This is a genomic window from Planococcus citreus (genome assembly GCF_003664125.1).
Classification (GTDB): Bacteria; Bacillota; Bacilli; order Bacillales_A; family Planococcaceae; genus Planococcus; species Planococcus citreus.
The window spans coordinates 72,934-90,600 of record NZ_RCCP01000007.1 but is presented as its reverse complement, the minus strand read 5'-3'; the positions used below and the strand labels follow the sequence as shown (position 1 = coordinate 90,600).

Sequence of the window (17,667 nt, the reverse complement as noted above, 5' to 3'; positions counted from 1 at the left end):
CACACCCGTTCCCATCCCGAACACGGAAGTTAAGCTCTTTTGCGCCGATGGTAGTTGGGGGTTTCCCCCTGTGAGAGTAGGACGTCGCTGGGCAAGTAGAAAGGCCGTTACCGGTTCATTCCGGTAACGGCTTTTTTTGTTTCATTTGCTTTTTTCACGAAACAATGCCAATTCTCTCTTGCATTCGAACTTTGATTACCCTAATATGAAATTTAATTGCGAAGGAAAGGGTGCAGAAATTGGATATTAATCCGTGGTTAATGGTTCTCATAATATTTTCAATCAATATTGTCTATGTCACTTTCTTTACTGTGCGAATGATTATGACGCTAAAAGGCTTCCGTTATTTAGCAGCGCTTGTCAGCATGGTCGAAGTGGTCATATATATAGTAGGACTTGGACTGGTACTCGATAATTTGGATCAAATTCAAAACTTAATTGCGTATGCGATTGGTTATGGATCTGGGGTTGTGATTGGTTCTAAAATCGAAGAGAAAATGGCTCTTGGCTATATAACTGTTAATGTTATTAGTAATGACGAAAGTGATTATCTTCCCCGGAAATTGCGTGAACAAGGGTATGGCGTAACCGATTGGGATGCAAATGGAAGAGATGGCGGTCGGCAGGCCATGCAGATCTTGACTCCCCGGAAAATGGAATTGAAATTATACAAAACCATCCAGGAAATAGACCCTAAGGCTTTTATTATCGCCTATGAACCGAAAACGATCCATGGTGGATTCTGGGTAAAACAAGTGAAAAGAGGTAGGTTGTTTAAATGAGTAAAAAGACGATTTGGTTCGAAGTACAGGAACACGAGACGATGGAAGACTGTCTGAACCGAATGAAAAAAGAAGGGTATATGGCTGTTAGCCGGAAAGAAGAGCCCTTATTTGAAGAAATTAATGGAGAGCCTGTACCTGTCCGTCAGATTATCAAGTTTAAAGGTAATAAAATCGAAAAATAGCAGATGATGGGTAAAAAACACGAACGTTGAAAGAAAGGTCTTGTTTATCGTTCGACTTTACCATTGACGCATATGAACCATCTTGTTATGATTAATAAGGAAACCCCATATATGCAGAAGAATTGGCTTCTGCGTCTCTACCAGGACACCGTAAATGTCCGGACTATGCGGGAAAGCAACTTATGGTACTTATAACGGAGGATGTGCTTTTTTATGCCATCACGTATGTTTTCGTTGAATCAAAGTCCTTAAGTAAACTGCTTTTCACGTCATGTGAGCAGTTTATTTGAGGGCTTTTTACTTTTGAAAGAGAGGTTATCGAATGAATCCGCGAATCGGCATTATTATGGGAAGCTCGAGTGATTGGGAAACGATGAAACATGCGTGTGAGGTTTTGGATGAATTGAAGATCGGCTATGAAAAAAAAGTGATATCTGCTCATCGAACGCCGGATTTAATGTTCAGCTATGCTGAAGAAGCGCGAGGAAGAGGATTGCATGTCATCATTGCCGGAGCTGGTGGGGCTGCTCATCTGCCGGGAATGGTTGCAGCTAAAACGACATTGCCGGTTATCGGTGTTCCAGTACAGTCAAAAGCGCTGAATGGCCTGGATTCCTTGTTGTCCATTGTTCAAATGCCGGGTGGTGTTCCAGTCGCAACAGTTGCTATCGGTAAAGCCGGTGCAATAAATGCAGGTTTACTGGCTGCACAAATTTTAGGGACTGTCGATGAACAGGCAGCCGCAGCGTTGTTAGCTAGACGCAAGCGGACTGCAGAAGCCGTTTTGGAAAGTTCAGGTGAACTGGTATGACAAGAACAATCTTACCTGGACAGACAATCGGTATTATCGGCGGCGGGCAGTTAGGCCGTATGATGGCACTGGCAGCGAAGGAAGCAGGATTTAAAATTGCGGTTTTGGATCCTGGTATGGATTCACCCACCGGGCAAGTTGCGGATATTCAAATTGTAGCCCCGTTCAATGATTCAGAAGCGCTTGAAGAATTGGCGGAAGTGAGTGATGTCATCACTTATGAGTTTGAAAATATTGATGTGGAAGGACTTCGCCATTTAGCTGAAATCGCTTATATGCCTCAAGGGGCTGAGTTGATCGGCGTCACACAGAACCGGATTTTTGAGAAGAAGGAAATTCGGGAAGCCGGAGTGCCGGTAGCGGATTATATAGAAGCTTCTACATTTGAAGAGTTGAAAAGCCGGATTGAAACTTTGGATTATCCCTTTGTCGTTAAAACGGCTAGAGGTGGATATGACGGCAAAGGCCAGCAAATTGTGGAGAATGCAGACCAGTTATCAGAGGCGGAGGCCCTGTTCCAGAACGGGGATTGTGTCGCGGAAGCGTTTATCGATTTCACGATGGAGATATCGGTTGTCATCCAGCGCAATACTTTAGGTGAAACGGCTATATTACCGATTGGGGAGAATATCCACAAACACCATATTCTTCATCAGACAATCGTCCCTGCAAGAGTTGGCGAGGAAACGCTGACAAAAGCGAAAAAGGCGGCAGAAGCAATTGCTGAACATCTACAAATGGTCGGAACGCTTGCGGTTGAAATGTTCGTTTTGCGGGATGGCGAAATCCTGGTCAACGAACTGGCACCGCGCCCTCATAACTCAGGGCATTATTCAATTGAAGCGACGAACATCTCGCAGTTCCATCAGCATATCCGCGCTATTTGCGGGTGGCCGTTAAGAGAACCAAAGCTTTGGAGTTCGGCTGTTATGGTCAATGTGCTCGGAGAACATGTAGCGCCGCTCACGACGAAAATCGCACATTATCCGGACTGGTCGATTCATTTATACGGCAAGGACGAAGCAAAACATAAACGCAAAATGGGGCATGTGACCATTTTGACGGAAGACATAGATCGAACATTAAACGAAATCGACGCATCCGGCATTTGGCCGGAATAATTGGAGGATATAGATTATGATCGCACGTTATACACGCCCGGAGATGGGTGCCATTTGGACAGAAGAAAACAAATACCAAGCATGGTTGGAAGTAGAAATCCTTGCATGTGAAGCTTGGGCAGAAATCGGCGATATCCCAAAAGAAGACGTGGCGAAAATCCGTGAGAATGCAGGGTTTTCAGTCGACCGTATCTTAGAGATTGAAGAAGAGACACGCCACGACGTCGTTGCTTTTACGCGTGCGGTTTCCGAGACACTTGGGGAAGAGCGCAAATGGGTTCATTACGGATTGACGTCAACGGATGTTGTTGATACGGCACTTTCTTATCTGTTGAAGCAGGCGAATGAAATCCTGCGCAAAGATTTGACGAACTTCATCGATATTCTAGCGGTGAAAGCGAAAGAGCATAAAATGACGGTCATGATGGGCCGTACACACGGTGTTCATGCAGAGCCAACGACATTCGGTTTAAAATTGGCGCTTTGGCACGAGGAAATGAAACGTAACTTGGAGCGTTTTGAAGCAGCAGCGAAATCGATCGAAACAGGCAAAATGTCTGGTGCGGTTGGAACGTATGCGAATATCGACCCGTTTGTTGAAGAGTATGTGTGTAAAAACTTAGGAATCGCCGCATCGCGCATTTCCACACAAACTTTGCAGCGTGACCGCCATGCGCAGTATATGAGCACGCTCGCGTTGATCGCTTCATCTATCGAAAAATTTGCGACAGAAATCCGTGGTTTGCAAAAATCTGAAACACGTGAAGTTGAAGAGTTTTTCGCCAAAGGGCAAAAAGGATCATCGGCAATGCCGCATAAACGCAACCCGATCGGCTCTGAAAATATGACTGGCCTTGCACGCTTGATCCGTGGCTATATGATGACAGCTTATGAAAACGTCTCACTATGGCATGAGCGCGATATCTCGCATTCCTCTGCTGAACGTGTCATCTTGCCGGATGCAACGATTGCGTTGAACTATATGCTCAACCGCTTCGGCAATATCGTCAAAAACTTGACTGTGTTCCCCGAGAACATGAAGCGCAATATGGATTCGACACTCGGCCTTATTTATTCTCAGCGTGTGCTTCTGACATTGATCGACAAAGGAATGGCGCGTGAAGCCGCATACGATACCGTGCAGCCTTGTGCGATGGAAGCTTGGGAAACGCAGACTTCGTTCCGTAAAGTCGTGGAAGCGAACGACACGATCACTTCCCAGCTGACGAAAGAAGAGCTGGATGATTGCTTTGATTACAACCACCACTTGCAGCAAGTCGATATGATCTTCAACCGTCTCGAATTAAATTAAACGGAGGCATCAATCATGGAAAAAGCTCAGCTATTGTACGAAGGAAAAGCGAAACGCCTGTATAAAACGGACGAGCAAGGCATTCTTTGGGTGGAATACAAAGATTCCGCCACTGCGTTCAACGGAGAGAAGAAAGAAGAGATTTCAGGCAAAGGGCGCTTGAACAATCAAATCACCTCTTTGCTGTTTGAGAAATTGAAAGCAAACGGCATCGCTTCCCATTTTGTGAAGCAGTTGTCCGATAGCGAGCAATTGGTGCGCGAAGTGAGCATCGTACCTATTGAAGTAGTGGTCCGCAATATCGTCGCCGGCAGCATGGCGAAACGACTTGGACTCGAAGAAGGCAAAGAGATCGAAAAGCCGGTCGTGGAGTTTTACTTGAAAGACGATGAGCTGGGCGATCCGTTGATTACGGACGATCATGTCGCCATGCTTGAACTTGCGACAGAGCAGGAAGTGACGGTCTTGAAAGACAAAGCGCGGAAGATCAATGAGGTATTGATCGGCTTTTTCCAGGAAATCGGTGTCGATTTGGTCGATTTCAAGATTGAATTTGGCCGTGATGAAAACGGTGAAATCCTATTGGCTGATGAAATTTCACCCGACACGTGCCGCCTATGGGATAAGGAAACGAAACAGAAACTCGATAAAGACGTATTTCGCCGGAACCTCGGCAATTTGACGGATGCTTATGAACTCATTTTATCTCGACTGGGAGGACAAAACTGATGAAAAAAGTAAAAGTGTATGTGACATTGCGTGAAAGTGTACTCGATCCACAAGGTTCCGCGGTGATGGGATCGCTCCATAAGATGGGCTATGACGAGGTCCAGGATGTCCGGATCGGTAAATACCTGGAACTGGTCATTGGGGATAGCGAACGTGATGTCGATGCGTTGGTCGATGAATTGTGCAACCGGATGCTTGCGAATACGGTGATTGAAGATTACAGGTATGAAATCGAGGAGGTTGTCTCGCAATGAAATTCGCAGTGATTGTTTTCCCAGGGTCGAATTGTGACTTGGACATGTACCACGCCATCAAGGATGAACTCGGAGAAGAAGCGGAATATGTCTGGCATGATACGCATGACTTAAGTGGCTATGACGGAATCTTGCTTCCAGGCGGTTTCTCATATGGGGATTATTTACGCGCAGGAGCGATTGCCCGTTTTTCAGGCGTGATGGACGAAGTGCGCAAAGCAGCAGAAGAAGGCAAACCGGTTCTCGGCATCTGTAACGGATTCCAGATCCTGACGGAAGCCGGCTTGCTTCCGGGTATGCTAATGCGCAATAAAGACTTGAAATTCACTTGCCGCACAGTCAGCTTGAAAGTAGAGAACGCCCACACTTTGTTCACGAATGAATACAAAGAAGGCGAAGAAATCCGCATTCCAGTCGCTCACGGGGAAGGCAATTATTATTGCGACGATGCGACATACCAGCATTTAAAAGACAATAATCAAATCGTTTTCACATACGCAGAGGATTTTAACGGCAGCCGCAATAACATTGCCGGCATCATCAACGAACGCGGCAACGTACTTGGCATGATGCCGCATCCGGAACGTGCGGTTTCCGACTTGATTGGCGGAACGGACGGCTTGCCATTATTCAGATCAATCGTCAAACAGTGGAGGGAATCACATGTCAGTCACGCTTGAGCCGAACACACAACAGATCAAAGAACAGAAAATCTACCAGCAGATGGGCTTATCGGACGCCGAGTTCCAAATGGTCGAAGACATCCTGGGCAGAACGCCGAATTACACAGAAACCGGTTTGTTTTCTGTCATGTGGTCTGAACATTGTTCTTATAAAAATTCCAAGCCGGTATTGTCGAAATTCCCGACTAAAGGCGACCATGTATTGCAGGGGCCAGGAGAAGGCGCTGGCATCGTCGATATCGGCGACGGTCAGGCAGCTGTATTCAAAATGGAATCCCATAACCATCCGTCTGCAATCGAACCTTACCAAGGAGCGGCGACAGGCGTCGGCGGCATCATCCGCGACGTGTTCTCGATGGGTGCTCGTCCGATCGCGCTATTGAACTCCTTGCGTTTCGGCGAACTTGAAACGCCGCGCGTCAAATATTTGTTCGAGGAAGTGGTCGCAGGCATCGCCGGTTACGGCAATTGCATCGGCATTCCGACGGTCGGAGGCGAAGTGCAGTTTGATGCATCGTATGATGGCAACCCGCTTGTCAACGCGATGTGCGTCGGCTTGATCGACCATAAAGATATCCAAAAAGGCGTCGCTAAAGGAACCGGCAACCCGGTCATGTATGTCGGCGCTAAAACAGGCCGCGACGGCATCCACGGCGCGACATTTGCTTCAGAAGAGTTGACGGACGCATCTGATGAAAAACGCCCAGCTGTTCAAGTGGGCGATCCGTTCATGGAGAAATTGCTCCTTGAAGCTTGCCTGGAACTCGTGAAATCCGATGCGCTCATCGGCATACAGGATATGGGTGCTGCAGGACTCACTTCATCTTCAGCGGAAATGGCGTCGAAAGCCGGATCTGGCATCGAGATGGATTTGGATCATGTGCCGCAGCGCGAAACGGGCATGACGGCTTACGAAATGATGCTGTCGGAATCCCAGGAACGCATGCTGATCGTTGTCAAACAAGGGCGCGAACCGGAAATCGTCGAGCTGTTCGAAAAATACGGCCTGGATGCCGTGACAGTCGGACGGGTAACGGACGATTCCACATTGCGCTTGAAGCATAAAGGCGAAATCGTTGCAGAAGTGCCGGTCGACGCACTGGCAGAAGATGCGCCGGTCTATCACCAAAAATCGAGCGTGCCGGAATATTACCGCGAATTCCAAAGCTTGCCGAACGAAGAGCCGGAAGTGGAAGACCATCAAGCAACCTTGGTTTCATTATTAAAGCAGCCGACTATCGCTTCGAAAGAATGGGTTTATAATCAATACGATCACCAAGTGCGTACTAGCACAGTCGTCTCACCTGGCTCTGACGCTGCAGTCATCCGTGTGCGCGGAACGAATAAAGGCCTTGCGATGACAACGGATTGCAACTCTCGTTATATTTACCTTGACCCAGAAACAGGCGGCAAGATCGCTGTCGCAGAAGCGGCGCGTAACGTCGTCGTCTCAGGCGGGCGCCCGCTTGCGATCACCGATTGCCTGAACTTCGGAAACCCGGAAAAACCTGAGATTTTCTGGCAGCTTGAAAAAGCGGCTGACGGCATGTCGGCAGCTTGCCTTCAATTGAACGCACCAGTTATTGGCGGAAACGTCTCTTTATATAATGAAACAAACGGTACAGCGATTTATCCGACGCCGACGATCGGGCTTGTCGGGCTTGTCGAAGATTTGAAGCATGTCACGACGCAAGATGCGAAAAAGCAAGGCGATTTCGTCTATCTTGTCGGCGGCAGCATGACAGAATTCGGCGGCAGCGAATTGCAGAAAATGGTAGAAGGCCGTATTTTCGGAAAAGCGCCATCTATCGATTTGGACGTCGAAGCACAACGCCAATCCGCTATCCTTACTGCTATCCAGCAAGGCTTGGTCCAGTCGGCTCATGACGTAGCGGAAGGCGGCGTCGCTGTCGCTTTGGCTGAGAAGACTTTCGGCAACGGGCTTGGCGTAGACGTAAGCCTTGCCGGTTCCAAGACGACCGCTTTATTCAGTGAAACACAATCGCGCTTTTTGCTCACGGTATCGCCTGAGCAAGCACAAGCATTCGAGGATACAGTGAAAGATGCACGGAAAATCGGTGAAGTCACGGGTGATCGCATGATCGTCAAAGGGGAAGACGGAGCCGTCTGGATCGATGAATCGGTCGAAACGCTCCGCTCCGCCTGGAAAGGGGCTATACCATGCTTGCTGAAATCAGAGGCTTAAACGAAGAATGCGGGATTTTTGGCATTTGGGGCCACACCAACGCAGCGCAACTTACGTATTATGGGCTTCATGCTTTGCAACACCGCGGCCAAGAAGGCGCAGGAATCGTTTCGACTGATGGAGAGGCTTTACGCGCATTAAAAGGGGAAGGTATGGTCAGTGAAGTGTTCACTCCAGAGAAATTGGAGAAGATCACCGGTACTGCAGCCATCGGCCACGTCCGCTATGCAACAGCAGGCGGCAGCGGCATTGAAAATGTCCAGCCTTTGCTGTTCAATTCGACGACAGGAAGCCTGGCAATTTCGCATAACGGCAATTTAGTTAATGCGACGCAATTAAAAGGGCATTTGGAGCGCCAAGGCAGCATCTTCCAAACGACATCGGATACGGAAGTGCTCGCACACTTGATCAAGCGCAGCGGTTATGAAAGCTTTGAAGAAAAAGCGAAAAACGCCTTGTCGCTATTGAAAGGCGCGTTTGCATGCTTGGTCTTGACGGAAGAGGCCATGTTTGTGGCGCTCGACCCGAACGGCCTGCGCCCCTTGTCGGTCGGCAAGATGGGCGACTCGTGGGTGGTTGCTTCTGAAACCTGTGCATTCGATATCGTCGGTGCAGAGTTTGTGCATTCGGTCGAACCGGGTGAATTCTTGATTATCAACGATGATGGCATGCGCAAGGAACGTTTTGCGTATCCGGAAGAACGCTCGATCTGTACGATGGAGTATGTCTATTTCTCTCGTCCGGACTCTGATATCGACGGCATCAATATCCATTCGGCGAGAAAACGTCTCGGCAAGCAATTGGCAAAAGAAGTCCACATCGAAGCGGACGTTGTGACGGGTGTGCCCGATTCCAGTATTTCCGCAGCGATCGGTTTTTCTGAACAGAGTGGAATTCCATACGAACTCGGGTTGATCAAAAACCGTTACGTTGGGCGGACGTTCATCCAGCCTTCACAGGAAATGCGCGAGCGCGGCGTCAAGATGAAGCTGTCTCCAGTGCGCCAAGTCGTCAATGGCAAACGCGTCGTCATGGTTGATGACTCAATTGTGCGCGGAACCACTTCCCGACGCATTGTCGCTTTATTGAAAGAAGCGGGCGCAACGGAAGTCCACGTCGTCATCAGTTCGCCGCCGATCAAGAACCCTTGTTTTTACGGCATCGATATCAGCACATCCGGCGAATTGATCGCCGCGAACAATACAGTAGAAGAAATGCGTGAAATCATCGGTGCGGATTCGCTGACGTTTTTGTCGGTCGATGGCATGGTCCAAAACATCGGACGCACCGACCCAGGCTCGAAATGCGGCCATTGCTTGGCTTGTTTCACTGGCGAATATCCAACGAATATCTATCCGGATACCGTCTTGCCGCATGAAAAAGAAAAAGTGAAATAGGGGGAACCGAAGTGTCTAAAGCGTATGAAAAAGCAGGCGTCAATATCGAAGCAGGCTATGAAGCCGTCAAGCGGATGAAATCCCATGTCGAACGCACCGCGCGTACAGGAATGCTGGGTGCATTCGGCGGGTTCGGCGGCATGTTCGATTTGTCCGAGCTGAATTTGAAACAACCGGTTCTCGTTTCCGGAACAGACGGTGTCGGCACGAAGCTAAAACTGGCTTTCATGGCGGATAAGCACGATACGATCGGTGTCGATTGCGTCGCAATGTGCGTCAACGATATCGTTGCACAAGGTGCGGAACCTTTGTTTTTCCTCGATTATATTGCTTGCGGCAAAGCGGTTCCTGAAAAGATCGAACAAATCGTCAAAGGCGTTGCCGATGGCTGCGTAGATGCAGGCGCGGCATTGATCGGCGGAGAAACGGCTGAAATGCCGGGGCTTTATGATGAGAATGAATACGATATCGCCGGCTTTGCGGTCGGTGCTGCCGAGAAAGCAGATATCGTGACAGGCGAGCGCATCCAAGCGGGCGATGTCTTGGTGGGGCTTGCTTCAAGCGGCATCCACTCGAATGGCTATTCGCTCGTCCGCCATATTTTATTCGGCGACCAGGAAGGTTCGTTGGACGAGAAAGTAGCGGGCTTTGAAGAGCTCGGCACACTCGAATCCTTGTTGCTCGAGCCGACGAAAATTTATGCTAAGACTGTCCAATCGATCCGCAAACAGGCGGACGTCCACGGCATGGCGCATATCACGGGCGGCGGGTTTATCGAAAACTTGCCACGCATGATGCCTGATGGGCTAGGTGTTGAGATCGAGCTTGGCTCTTGGCCGGTGCTTCCGGTATTCGACCTGTTGAAAGCAAAAGGCGAACTGGCAGACCGTGATCTGTATTCCGTGTTCAATATGGGCATCGGATTTGCAGTGGCCGTTTCTGAAGCGGATGCACAACAAGCGATCCAGGCAGCCGAAGCGAATGGAGACAAAGCCTATGTGATCGGTAAAGTGACAGAGATCGAGGGTGTCCAGTTCCAAGGCAGTCAGGACGGGACTTTACATGAAAAATAGAACAAAAATGGCCGTTTTCGCTTCTGGAAACGGCTCTAATTTTCAAGCTCTTTACGAAGCAACTCAAGACGGACGTCTCGATGCGGACATCGTTCTGGTCGTGGCGGATAAGCCGTCTGCGTATGTGTTGGAACGGGCGAAGCAGGCAGGAGTGCCGGCGTTCTCGTTTACACCGCGCGATTATGCGTCCAAACAAGCATATGAGTCGATGCTGGTGGAAAAATTAGATAGAGCGGGTGTCGAGTGGCTCGTGCTGGCTGGGTTTATGCGGTTGATCGGCCCGGTTTTGCTAGGGACTTACGAAAACCGCATCGTCAATATCCACCCATCGGTGCTGCCGGCGTTTCCCGGAAAAGATGCCATCGGCCAGACGCTAGAAGCAGGGGCAAAAGAGGCTGGAGTCACCGTACATTTTGTCGATGAAGGCATGGACACGGGAGCGATCATCGCACAGCGCTCGTTTGCAGTAGATGGCGCAGACCGTGAGACAGTGGAACGCAAAATCCATGAAATCGAGCACCAATTATACCCTGAGAGTTTGCAGCAATTATTCAGCCGACAGCAGTCGGTCTAGGAGGTCCATGAATGAAAAGAAGAGCATTGATGAGCGTATCGGACAAATCCGGCATTTTGGAATTTGCCCGTGAACTAGTGAAAATGGATGTAGAAATCTTATCGACAGGCGGCACGCGCAAGCATTTGGAAGACAATGGCGTTCCGACGACAGCAGTCGACGAAGTGACCGGGTTCCCTGAAATTTTAGGTGGACGGGTGAAAACTTTGCATCCGCTGATCCATGGCGGTTTGCTCGCGAAACACGACGATAGCGAACACCAGCAGCAAATGAGCGATAACGGCATCGCACCGATCGAATTTGTCTGCGTCAATTTGTACCCATTCCGCGAAACGATTTCAAAACCGGATGTGACAGTTGATGATGCGATTGAAAACATCGATATCGGCGGCCCGACGATGCTGCGTTCGGCAGCGAAAAATCATGCTTACGTGACGGTCATCGTCGATTCTGGTGACTACGAAGCGGTGCTTGCAGAACTGCACGAGCAGCAAACAACGAGCCCTGAGCTGCGCCGGAAACTCGCAGCAAAAGTATTCCGCCATACCGCGGCGTATGATGCCTATATTTCCAATTACTTAACGGAACTGACGGATGAACAGTATCCGGAGCAGTTAACACTTACATATGAATTGTCCCAAGCGCTGCGCTACGGGGAAAACCCGCACCAGAAAGCAGCGTTCTATAAGAGCGCGCTCGGTTCGGATTTCTCAATCGCACATGCCACGCAATTGCACGGCAAAGAGCTTTCCTATAACAATATCCAAGACGCCAACGCTGCGCTGCAAATCATCAAGGAATTCACGATGCCGGCAAGCGTCGCAGTGAAGCATATGAACCCTTGTGGCGTCGGGACCGGTGCTACCCTTTCCGAGTCGTTCAAGAAAGCGTATGAAGCGGACTCGACATCGATCTTCGGGGGCATCGTCGCCCTGAACCGTGAAGTCGACCTCGAGACAGCACAGCAATTGTCGCAGATTTTCCTTGAAATCGTCATTGCGCCATCGTTCACGGAAGATGCACTTGCAGAACTCGGCAAAAAGAAAAACATCCGTTTGTTGACGGTGCCGTTTGAAACGAAACGCCGCGACAAATGGAATACCGTAACAGTTGAAGGCGGATTGCTCGTCCAGGAGCCGGATACATTCGGCTACGGGGATGCAGATATCCGTGTCGTGACGGAAAGACAGCCGACAGAACAAGAACTCGAAGCCTTGAAACTTGGCTGGAGCGTTGTCAAACATGTTAAATCGAATGCGATTGTCGTGTGCGACGAGTCGATGACGTTAGGCGTTGGGGCTGGGCAAATGAATCGCGTTGGGGCAGCCGCCATTGCACTCGAACAGGCAGCTGACAAAGCACAAGACGCAGCGATGGCATCGGACGCTTTCTTCCCGATGGCTGACACGGTGGAAGCGGCCGCGAAAGCCGGCATCAAAGCAATCATCCAGCCGGGTGGTTCGAAAAAAGACCAGGAGTCGATCGACGCGGCGAATGCGCACGGCATCGCGATGGTCTTCACGGGCGTCCGCCATTTCAAACATTAATCGGAGGTGCACGGCTATGAACGTATTGGTCATCGGCAAAGGTGGGCGTGAACACGCGCTTGCCCATCAATTCGCCATCTCGCCATCGGTCGCGAAAGTTTATGTGGCGCCTGGCAATGACGGCATGGAACAAGACGCACAACTCGTTGACATCAGCGAGACAGATTTCGAAGCTTTGGCGGCGTTCGCCAAGGACAATGAGATCGCCTTTACATTCGTCGGGCCAGAACAGCCGCTGTCAGAAGGCATCGTCGATTTCTTTGAAGCGCGCGGCTTGAAGATTTTTGGGCCGAACAAAGCGGCAGCGCGCATCGAAGGCAGCAAGGCGTTCGCCAAGGAATTGATGAAGAAATACGATATTCCGACCGCAGCTTATGAAAGTTTTTCAGATACTGAGGCAGCTATAAATTACATCAAGCAACAAGGCGCGCCGATTGTCATCAAGGCGGATGGGCTCGCAGCCGGAAAAGGCGTCGTCGTTGCATTAAGCGAACAAGAAGCAATCGATGCCGTAAAGGACATGCTCGAGGGTCAGAAATTCGGCGACTCGGGATCGACTGTCGTTATCGAGGAATTTTTGGACGGCGAGGAATTTTCCTTTATGTCCTTCGTACAGGATGGCAAGATTTACCCGATGGTCATTTCGCAAGACCATAAGCGCGCGTTTGATGGCGATAAGGGGCCGAATACAGGCGGCATGGGTGCTTACTCGCCGGTGCCGCAGATTTCGGAATCGGTCGTCGAGGAGACTTTCGCGAAAATTGTCCGCCCGACAATAGAGGCGATGAACAGCGAAGGTACTCCGTTCAATGGCATTTTATACGCTGGCATCATTTTGACAGCCGGAGGCCCGAAAGTGATCGAATTCAACGCGCGCTTCGGTGATCCGGAAACGCAAGTGGTCTTGCCGCGCCTGAAAACCGACCTCGGCGCGTTCATTTCAGCCATTCTAGACGGCGGAGAAATGGAGCTTGAGTGGGACGTACGCCCTGTGCTCGGTGTGGTCATTGCAGCGGACGGCTATCCGGGAACTGTGGAAAAAGGGGCGGCCTTGCCGGAGCTGGGTGAACTGCAGGATGTAACCGTCACCCACGCTGGCACGAAACGCTCTGAAGGCCGCTTCACTGCAAACGGCGGCAGGGTGCTACTTGTCGCAGGCAGCGGGGAGACCTTGCAAGACGCCCAAACAAACGTCTATCAAGCACTCGGTAAAGTGGAGTGGGATGGTTTCTTTTACCGCACAGATATCGGCTGGCGTGCAATATAAGTGAATAATTGTTATAATAGAATGGCACAATTTCATTATGAAACTGTGCCATTTATTTATGCGGCACCTTGCCGCAGAGGATTTTCAAAAGCCCACTTTTACCTCTTTTACTAAACTCCAATTTTTACCCATCACTACCCCGGAACTAACAAAACCAGCAGGGCATTCAAACTCGGAAGGAGCAAAAATGATGAACTGGTATGAAAAACTGAATCAATATTTCCCAGTGGAGGAAATGAAATCGAAAGAACATATGGACACGTTGCTGAAGGAAAAAGGCAGTGTCTACTACAAAGATGAGGGACCGTATCACGTTTTGATGTATGCGGAATTCCCAAGCTTCTCATTCGTCGACTATTTATTCGTATCGAAAGAATCGCGTGGCATGGGCATCGGCAAGAAAACCTTGCAAATGCTTAAAGACAAGAACAAGCCGATCATTTTGGAAGTCGAACCGGTCGATTACGAAGACACAGATTCCGAAAAACGCTTGCGCTTTTATGCCCGCGAAGGCTTCGAGCATGCCTCGTCAATCGGCTATTGCCGACGTTCACTCGCGACAGGCGAAGAAAATTCGATGGAGATTCTTTACTGGGCGCCGAACGGCGAAACGGAAGAAGAGATTTTCGAAGCAATGAAGAAAATGTATGAAGACATCCATACGTACAAAGACGAGCATTTCTACGGCGAGTCGTACGATCCAGTTTCTGATGTCTTGACGAGAAAAGAGCAAGACCAGCAGGATATCCTGAAGCCTTTCAGCGATCCGGTCAATAAATAAACAAAAATCCACGTCTCAAAGGCGTGGATTTTTTATGTCCGGCACGGCATAAGAGAGGAGCATTTTCACGTCATTCTCTGTAAAAAAATGCATAATTATGCTAGTATACGATGTATGGATATTGAAGAGAGAGCAGGTGCCTTCGGATGGTAAACCCTTTATGGAGAAATACAGAAATACGGAAACAATTGAAGATTGTGTCGAAAGAATTGTCCCCGGATCTTGTGCTGACGAATGCCACATATCTGCACGGGATATTTAAAAAATGGATGAACGGCAATATATGGATCGATGGAGACCGCATTGTTTACGCAGGACAGGACATGCCAAAAATCGATGACTCGACAGAAGTCGTGGATGTCAGCGGCAAGTGGATCGTGCCTGGCTATATCGAGCCCCATGTCCACCCGTATCAACTTTACAATCCCCAGCAATTTGCCGATTATGCTGCGCAAGGTGGAACGACTGGGTTCATTTCAGACAACTTGCCGTTGTTTTTAGCGTTAGAAAACGAGAAAGCGTTTACATTACTGGATCGTATGGCGGAATTGCCGTTTACATTCTATTGGTGGACGCGATTCGATTCGCAGACAGAACTTGTCGGGGAAGACCAAAAATTCACATCGAAAGCGGTCGGCGAGTGGCTGGAGCGCCCGGACGTCATCCTTGGCGGTGAATTGACGGGTTGGCCGAAGTTATTGGCTGGCGATGACCAGATGCTTTATTGGATCCAAAAAGCGAAAATCAGCTTGAAAAAAATTGAAGGGCATTTCCCGGGAGCTTCCGAGAAGACTTTGGCGCGCATGAAACTGCTGGGCGCTGACGGGGACCATGAAGCGATGACTGTCGATGAAGTGGAAATGCGTTTATTGCACGGCTATGGCGTGACATTGCGCCATTCATCGATACGCCCGGATTTGCCGCAATTATTGTCAGGGATTGTCGAGCGGGAATTAAATGTGTTCGATAAATTGATGATGACGACAGACGGCTCGACACCGGTGTTTCATAAAGACGGCGTCATGGATTTGTGCATCCAGATCGCGCTCGACGCCGGCGTTCCTCCGATCGATGCCTATATGATGGCTTCTTATAACGTGGCGCGCTACTACAACTTGACGAGCTTGCACGGTTTGATCGCGACCGGGCGATATGCGAACTTGAACATTCTCGATTCGATCGAAAACCCGGTGCCGAGCGGCGTGATTTCCAAAGGGGTCTGGCTCAAGCGCGACGGCCAAAAAGTGCGTTCGCTCGACGATGTGGATTGGTCGGTGCTGCCGGAATTGGATCTCGATTTCGAATTGACCGATGATGATTTCCAGTTTTCAATGCCGTTCGGTGTGGAGATGGTCAATGATGTCATCACCAAACCGTATTCCGTAAGTGTCGACACGAACGTCGAACGCTTGTCGAAAGAACATGGCGAAAGCTTCCTGATGCTGATTGACCGCAACGGCAAATGGCGGGTCAATACATTGATCAAAGGCTTCGCGACAGAAGTCGACGGATTTGCTTCATCTTACACAAACACAGGAGATATCGTGTTGATCGGCAAAAGCCGCCAGGATATGTGGCAAGCGTTTGAACGAGTGAAGCGCCTCAAGGGCGGCATCGTCTTGATTGAAGATGGCGAGATAGTTTGCGAATTGCCGCTTCCTATCGGGGGCATCATGTCCGATTTGCCGATGGAGCCCTTGATGGAGCAGGAAACTGCGTTGAAGAGCGCATTGAAAGAGCGCGGCTATGAACATGGCGACGCTGTCTATACTTTATTGTTCTTGATGGCGACACATTTGCCGTATGTCCGCATTACCCAAAAAGGGATTTATGATGTTATGAACAAAACGATTCTATTTCCGGCATTCATGAGGGGCCAGGGATGAAAAAATGGCTGATCTTGCTTGCTTTGCTGATGGTTGCAACTGTCTTGGTTGTTTGGCTGGTCGGAAGAGAACAAGCGGGAGAACCGGAAACGCCCGAAACACCACAAGCGCCGGAGAAGCCTGAGGTGCCGGAAGAAGTGCTCACCACCGCCCCGTTCACCGGCATGCAAGGAAACGGGCCGTATGACAGCCGGGCGGTGATGGCTGTCATTAATAATCATCCGGCGGCGCGTCCGCAAACGGGCCTGGTGGAAGCTGATATGGTATTCGAGTTAATTGCGGAATACAATATCACGCGGTTTTTGGCCTTGTATCAAAGCCAGTTTCCGGTGAATATCGGGCCCGTGCGCAGTGCGCGCGATTATTTTGTCGAACTGGCCGATGCGTATGATGCGTTTTTTGTTGCCCATGGCTATAGCCCGGAAGCGAAGCAATTGCTTGATTCTGGAGTGGTTGACCATATCAACGGCATGCAGTATGACGGGACTTTGTTCAAGCGTTCATTGGACCGTGTGGCGCCGCACAATTCCTATATCACTTATGAAAACGTCGAACTTGCGATGGAGATGACAGACGCTTCATCCAATTACAGCATGAAAGCACCTTATGCTTTCTCTGCACCGGGCAGTAATGATAAACTAGGGGAACAAGCTGCTTCTATAGAAGTAACCTATGGCGGAGATCCGCTTTTTGCGAGCAACTATGCTTATGATGCGGAGTCGCAGCTTTACGCCCGGTCATCGGGAGGAGCCGCGACTGCAGATAAGGAAACTTCGCAGCCGATCGAAATCGCCAATGTGTTGGTCATTGAAACAGCGCATGACACGATCGATGCCAAAGGCCGCCAGGAAATCGACCTGACTTCCGGCGGGCAGGCATTATTATTCCGTGAAGGAACCGTGCAGGAAATCACGTGGCGCGCAGAAAATGGCATGCTTGTGCCAGTCGGGGAAAACGGAACAGCCGAATTGACGCAAGGAAAAACCTGGGTCCATATAATTCCAGATTCACCCGGAATTGGCCAGGCGGTTCAGTATAGCCCGTAGAAGCGGGATCAAT

General features: G+C 49.7%; 17 protein-coding genes, 1 rRNA gene and 1 riboswitch. All 18 genes read left to right on the top strand.

Annotated features, from left to right (window positions below; genetic code table 11):
- Positions 1-93 (top strand): 5S ribosomal RNA (gene rrf, locus DFR62_RS15990); the annotation flags it as partial.
- A gap of 167 nt (positions 94-260) precedes the next feature.
- Positions 261-782 (top strand): DUF2179 domain-containing protein, encoded by a 522-nt coding sequence (locus DFR62_RS15985; RefSeq protein WP_175578506.1) that lies wholly within the window; start codon positions 261-263, stop codon positions 780-782.
- The gene (locus tag DFR62_RS15980; RefSeq protein WP_121301271.1) at positions 779-967 is read left to right on the top strand and encodes an NETI motif-containing protein; all 189 of its coding nucleotides are present in this window, start codon (positions 779-781) and stop codon (positions 965-967) included. Before DFR62_RS15985 ends, DFR62_RS15980 begins: the two co-directional genes overlap by 4 nt.
- Positions 968-1,052: 85 nt before the next feature.
- Positions 1,053-1,153: riboswitch (purine riboswitch) on the top strand.
- A gap of 136 nt (positions 1,154-1,289) precedes the next feature.
- Entirely contained in the window at positions 1,290-1,778 is a 489-nt protein-coding gene (gene purE / locus DFR62_RS15975) for a 5-(carboxyamino)imidazole ribonucleotide mutase (RefSeq protein ID WP_121301270.1), read from the top strand.
- Entirely contained in the window at positions 1,775-2,899 is a 1,125-nt protein-coding gene (gene purK, locus DFR62_RS15970; RefSeq protein WP_121301269.1) for a 5-(carboxyamino)imidazole ribonucleotide synthase, read from the top strand. The genes purE and purK overlap by 4 nt, the downstream gene beginning before the upstream one ends.
- 16 nt (positions 2,900-2,915) lie before the next feature.
- The gene (gene purB / locus DFR62_RS15965; RefSeq protein ID WP_121301268.1) at positions 2,916-4,211 is read left to right on the top strand and encodes an adenylosuccinate lyase; all 1,296 of its coding nucleotides are present in this window, start codon (positions 2,916-2,918) and stop codon (positions 4,209-4,211) included.
- Between the two features lie 15 nt (positions 4,212-4,226).
- Entirely contained in the window at positions 4,227-4,940 is a 714-nt protein-coding gene (gene purC / locus DFR62_RS15960; protein ID WP_121301267.1) for a phosphoribosylaminoimidazolesuccinocarboxamide synthase, read from the top strand.
- The gene (purS, locus tag DFR62_RS15955) at positions 4,940-5,194 is read left to right on the top strand and encodes a phosphoribosylformylglycinamidine synthase subunit PurS (RefSeq protein WP_058381411.1); all 255 of its coding nucleotides are present in this window, start codon (positions 4,940-4,942) and stop codon (positions 5,192-5,194) included. Before purC ends, purS begins: the two co-directional genes overlap by 1 nt.
- Positions 5,191-5,874, top strand: a complete 684-nt coding sequence (gene purQ, locus DFR62_RS15950; RefSeq protein WP_121301266.1) for a phosphoribosylformylglycinamidine synthase subunit PurQ — start codon at positions 5,191-5,193, stop codon at positions 5,872-5,874. The genes purS and purQ overlap by 4 nt, the downstream gene beginning before the upstream one ends.
- On the top strand, positions 5,858-8,083 hold the full coding sequence (purL, locus tag DFR62_RS15945) for a phosphoribosylformylglycinamidine synthase subunit PurL (protein ID WP_121301265.1): 2,226 nt from the start codon (positions 5,858-5,860) through the stop codon (positions 8,081-8,083). The genes purQ and purL overlap by 17 nt, the downstream gene beginning before the upstream one ends.
- On the top strand, positions 8,059-9,480 hold the full coding sequence (purF, locus tag DFR62_RS15940) for an amidophosphoribosyltransferase (RefSeq protein WP_121301264.1): 1,422 nt from the start codon (positions 8,059-8,061) through the stop codon (positions 9,478-9,480). Before purL ends, purF begins: the two co-directional genes overlap by 25 nt.
- Positions 9,481-9,491: 11 nt before the next feature.
- A complete protein-coding gene (gene purM / locus DFR62_RS15935; RefSeq protein ID WP_121301263.1) occupies positions 9,492-10,553 on the top strand; it encodes a phosphoribosylformylglycinamidine cyclo-ligase in 1,062 nt (353 codons plus the stop codon).
- Positions 10,543-11,127: a phosphoribosylglycinamide formyltransferase gene (gene purN, locus DFR62_RS15930; RefSeq protein ID WP_121301262.1), complete on the top strand. Its 585-nt coding sequence runs from the start codon at positions 10,543-10,545 to the stop codon at positions 11,125-11,127. Before purM ends, purN begins: the two co-directional genes overlap by 11 nt.
- 11 nt (positions 11,128-11,138) lie before the next feature.
- Positions 11,139-12,674, top strand: a complete 1,536-nt coding sequence (purH, locus tag DFR62_RS15925; protein ID WP_121301261.1) for a bifunctional phosphoribosylaminoimidazolecarboxamide formyltransferase/IMP cyclohydrolase — start codon at positions 11,139-11,141, stop codon at positions 12,672-12,674.
- Between the two features lie 16 nt (positions 12,675-12,690).
- The gene (gene purD, locus DFR62_RS15920) at positions 12,691-13,941 is read left to right on the top strand and encodes a phosphoribosylamine--glycine ligase (protein ID WP_121301260.1); all 1,251 of its coding nucleotides are present in this window, start codon (positions 12,691-12,693) and stop codon (positions 13,939-13,941) included.
- Positions 13,942-14,131: 190 nt separating this feature from the next.
- Entirely contained in the window at positions 14,132-14,722 is a 591-nt protein-coding gene (locus tag DFR62_RS15915) for a GNAT family N-acetyltransferase (protein WP_058381403.1), read from the top strand.
- 146 nt (positions 14,723-14,868) lie between these two features.
- Positions 14,869-16,608: an adenine deaminase C-terminal domain-containing protein gene (locus tag DFR62_RS15910; RefSeq protein WP_121301259.1), complete on the top strand. Its 1,740-nt coding sequence runs from the start codon at positions 14,869-14,871 to the stop codon at positions 16,606-16,608.
- Positions 16,605-17,654 carry a DUF3048 domain-containing protein gene (locus DFR62_RS15905; RefSeq protein WP_121301258.1) on the top strand — a complete coding sequence of 350 codons (1,050 nt, stop codon included), beginning with the start codon at positions 16,605-16,607 and terminating at the stop codon, positions 17,652-17,654. Before DFR62_RS15910 ends, DFR62_RS15905 begins: the two co-directional genes overlap by 4 nt.
- Positions 17,655-17,667 lie beyond the last annotated feature (13 nt).

Excerpts from the sequence above, each read along its gene's own strand:
- DFR62_RS15985 (WP_175578506.1), top strand. The coding sequence starts at position 261 with ATGGTTCTCATAATATTTTCAATCAATATTGTCTATGTCACTTTCTTT.
- purK (WP_121301269.1), top strand. The coding sequence starts at position 1,775 with ATGACAAGAACAATCTTACCTGGACAGACAATCGGTATTATCGGCGGC.
- purB (WP_121301268.1), top strand. The coding sequence starts at position 2,916 with ATGATCGCACGTTATACACGCCCGGAGATGGGTGCCATTTGGACAGAA.
- DFR62_RS15980 (WP_121301271.1), top strand. The coding sequence starts at position 779 with ATGAGTAAAAAGACGATTTGGTTCGAAGTACAGGAACACGAGACGATG.
- DFR62_RS15905 (WP_121301258.1), top strand. The coding sequence starts at position 16,605 with ATGAAAAAATGGCTGATCTTGCTTGCTTTGCTGATGGTTGCAACTGTC.
- purE (WP_121301270.1), top strand. The coding sequence starts at position 1,290 with ATGAATCCGCGAATCGGCATTATTATGGGAAGCTCGAGTGATTGGGAA.
- DFR62_RS15910 (WP_121301259.1), top strand. The coding sequence starts at position 14,869 with ATGGTAAACCCTTTATGGAGAAATACAGAAATACGGAAACAATTGAAG.
- DFR62_RS15915 (WP_058381403.1), top strand. The coding sequence starts at position 14,132 with ATGAACTGGTATGAAAAACTGAATCAATATTTCCCAGTGGAGGAAATG.
- purH (WP_121301261.1), top strand. The coding sequence starts at position 11,139 with ATGAAAAGAAGAGCATTGATGAGCGTATCGGACAAATCCGGCATTTTG.
- purC (WP_121301267.1), top strand. The coding sequence starts at position 4,227 with ATGGAAAAAGCTCAGCTATTGTACGAAGGAAAAGCGAAACGCCTGTAT.
- purQ (WP_121301266.1), top strand. The coding sequence starts at position 5,191 with ATGAAATTCGCAGTGATTGTTTTCCCAGGGTCGAATTGTGACTTGGAC.
- purL (WP_121301265.1), top strand. The coding sequence starts at position 5,858 with ATGTCAGTCACGCTTGAGCCGAACACACAACAGATCAAAGAACAGAAA.
- purS (WP_058381411.1), top strand. The coding sequence starts at position 4,940 with ATGAAAAAAGTAAAAGTGTATGTGACATTGCGTGAAAGTGTACTCGAT.
- purD (WP_121301260.1), top strand. The coding sequence starts at position 12,691 with ATGAACGTATTGGTCATCGGCAAAGGTGGGCGTGAACACGCGCTTGCC.
- purF (WP_121301264.1), top strand. The coding sequence starts at position 8,059 with ATGCTTGCTGAAATCAGAGGCTTAAACGAAGAATGCGGGATTTTTGGC.
- purN (WP_121301262.1), top strand. The coding sequence starts at position 10,543 with ATGAAAAATAGAACAAAAATGGCCGTTTTCGCTTCTGGAAACGGCTCT.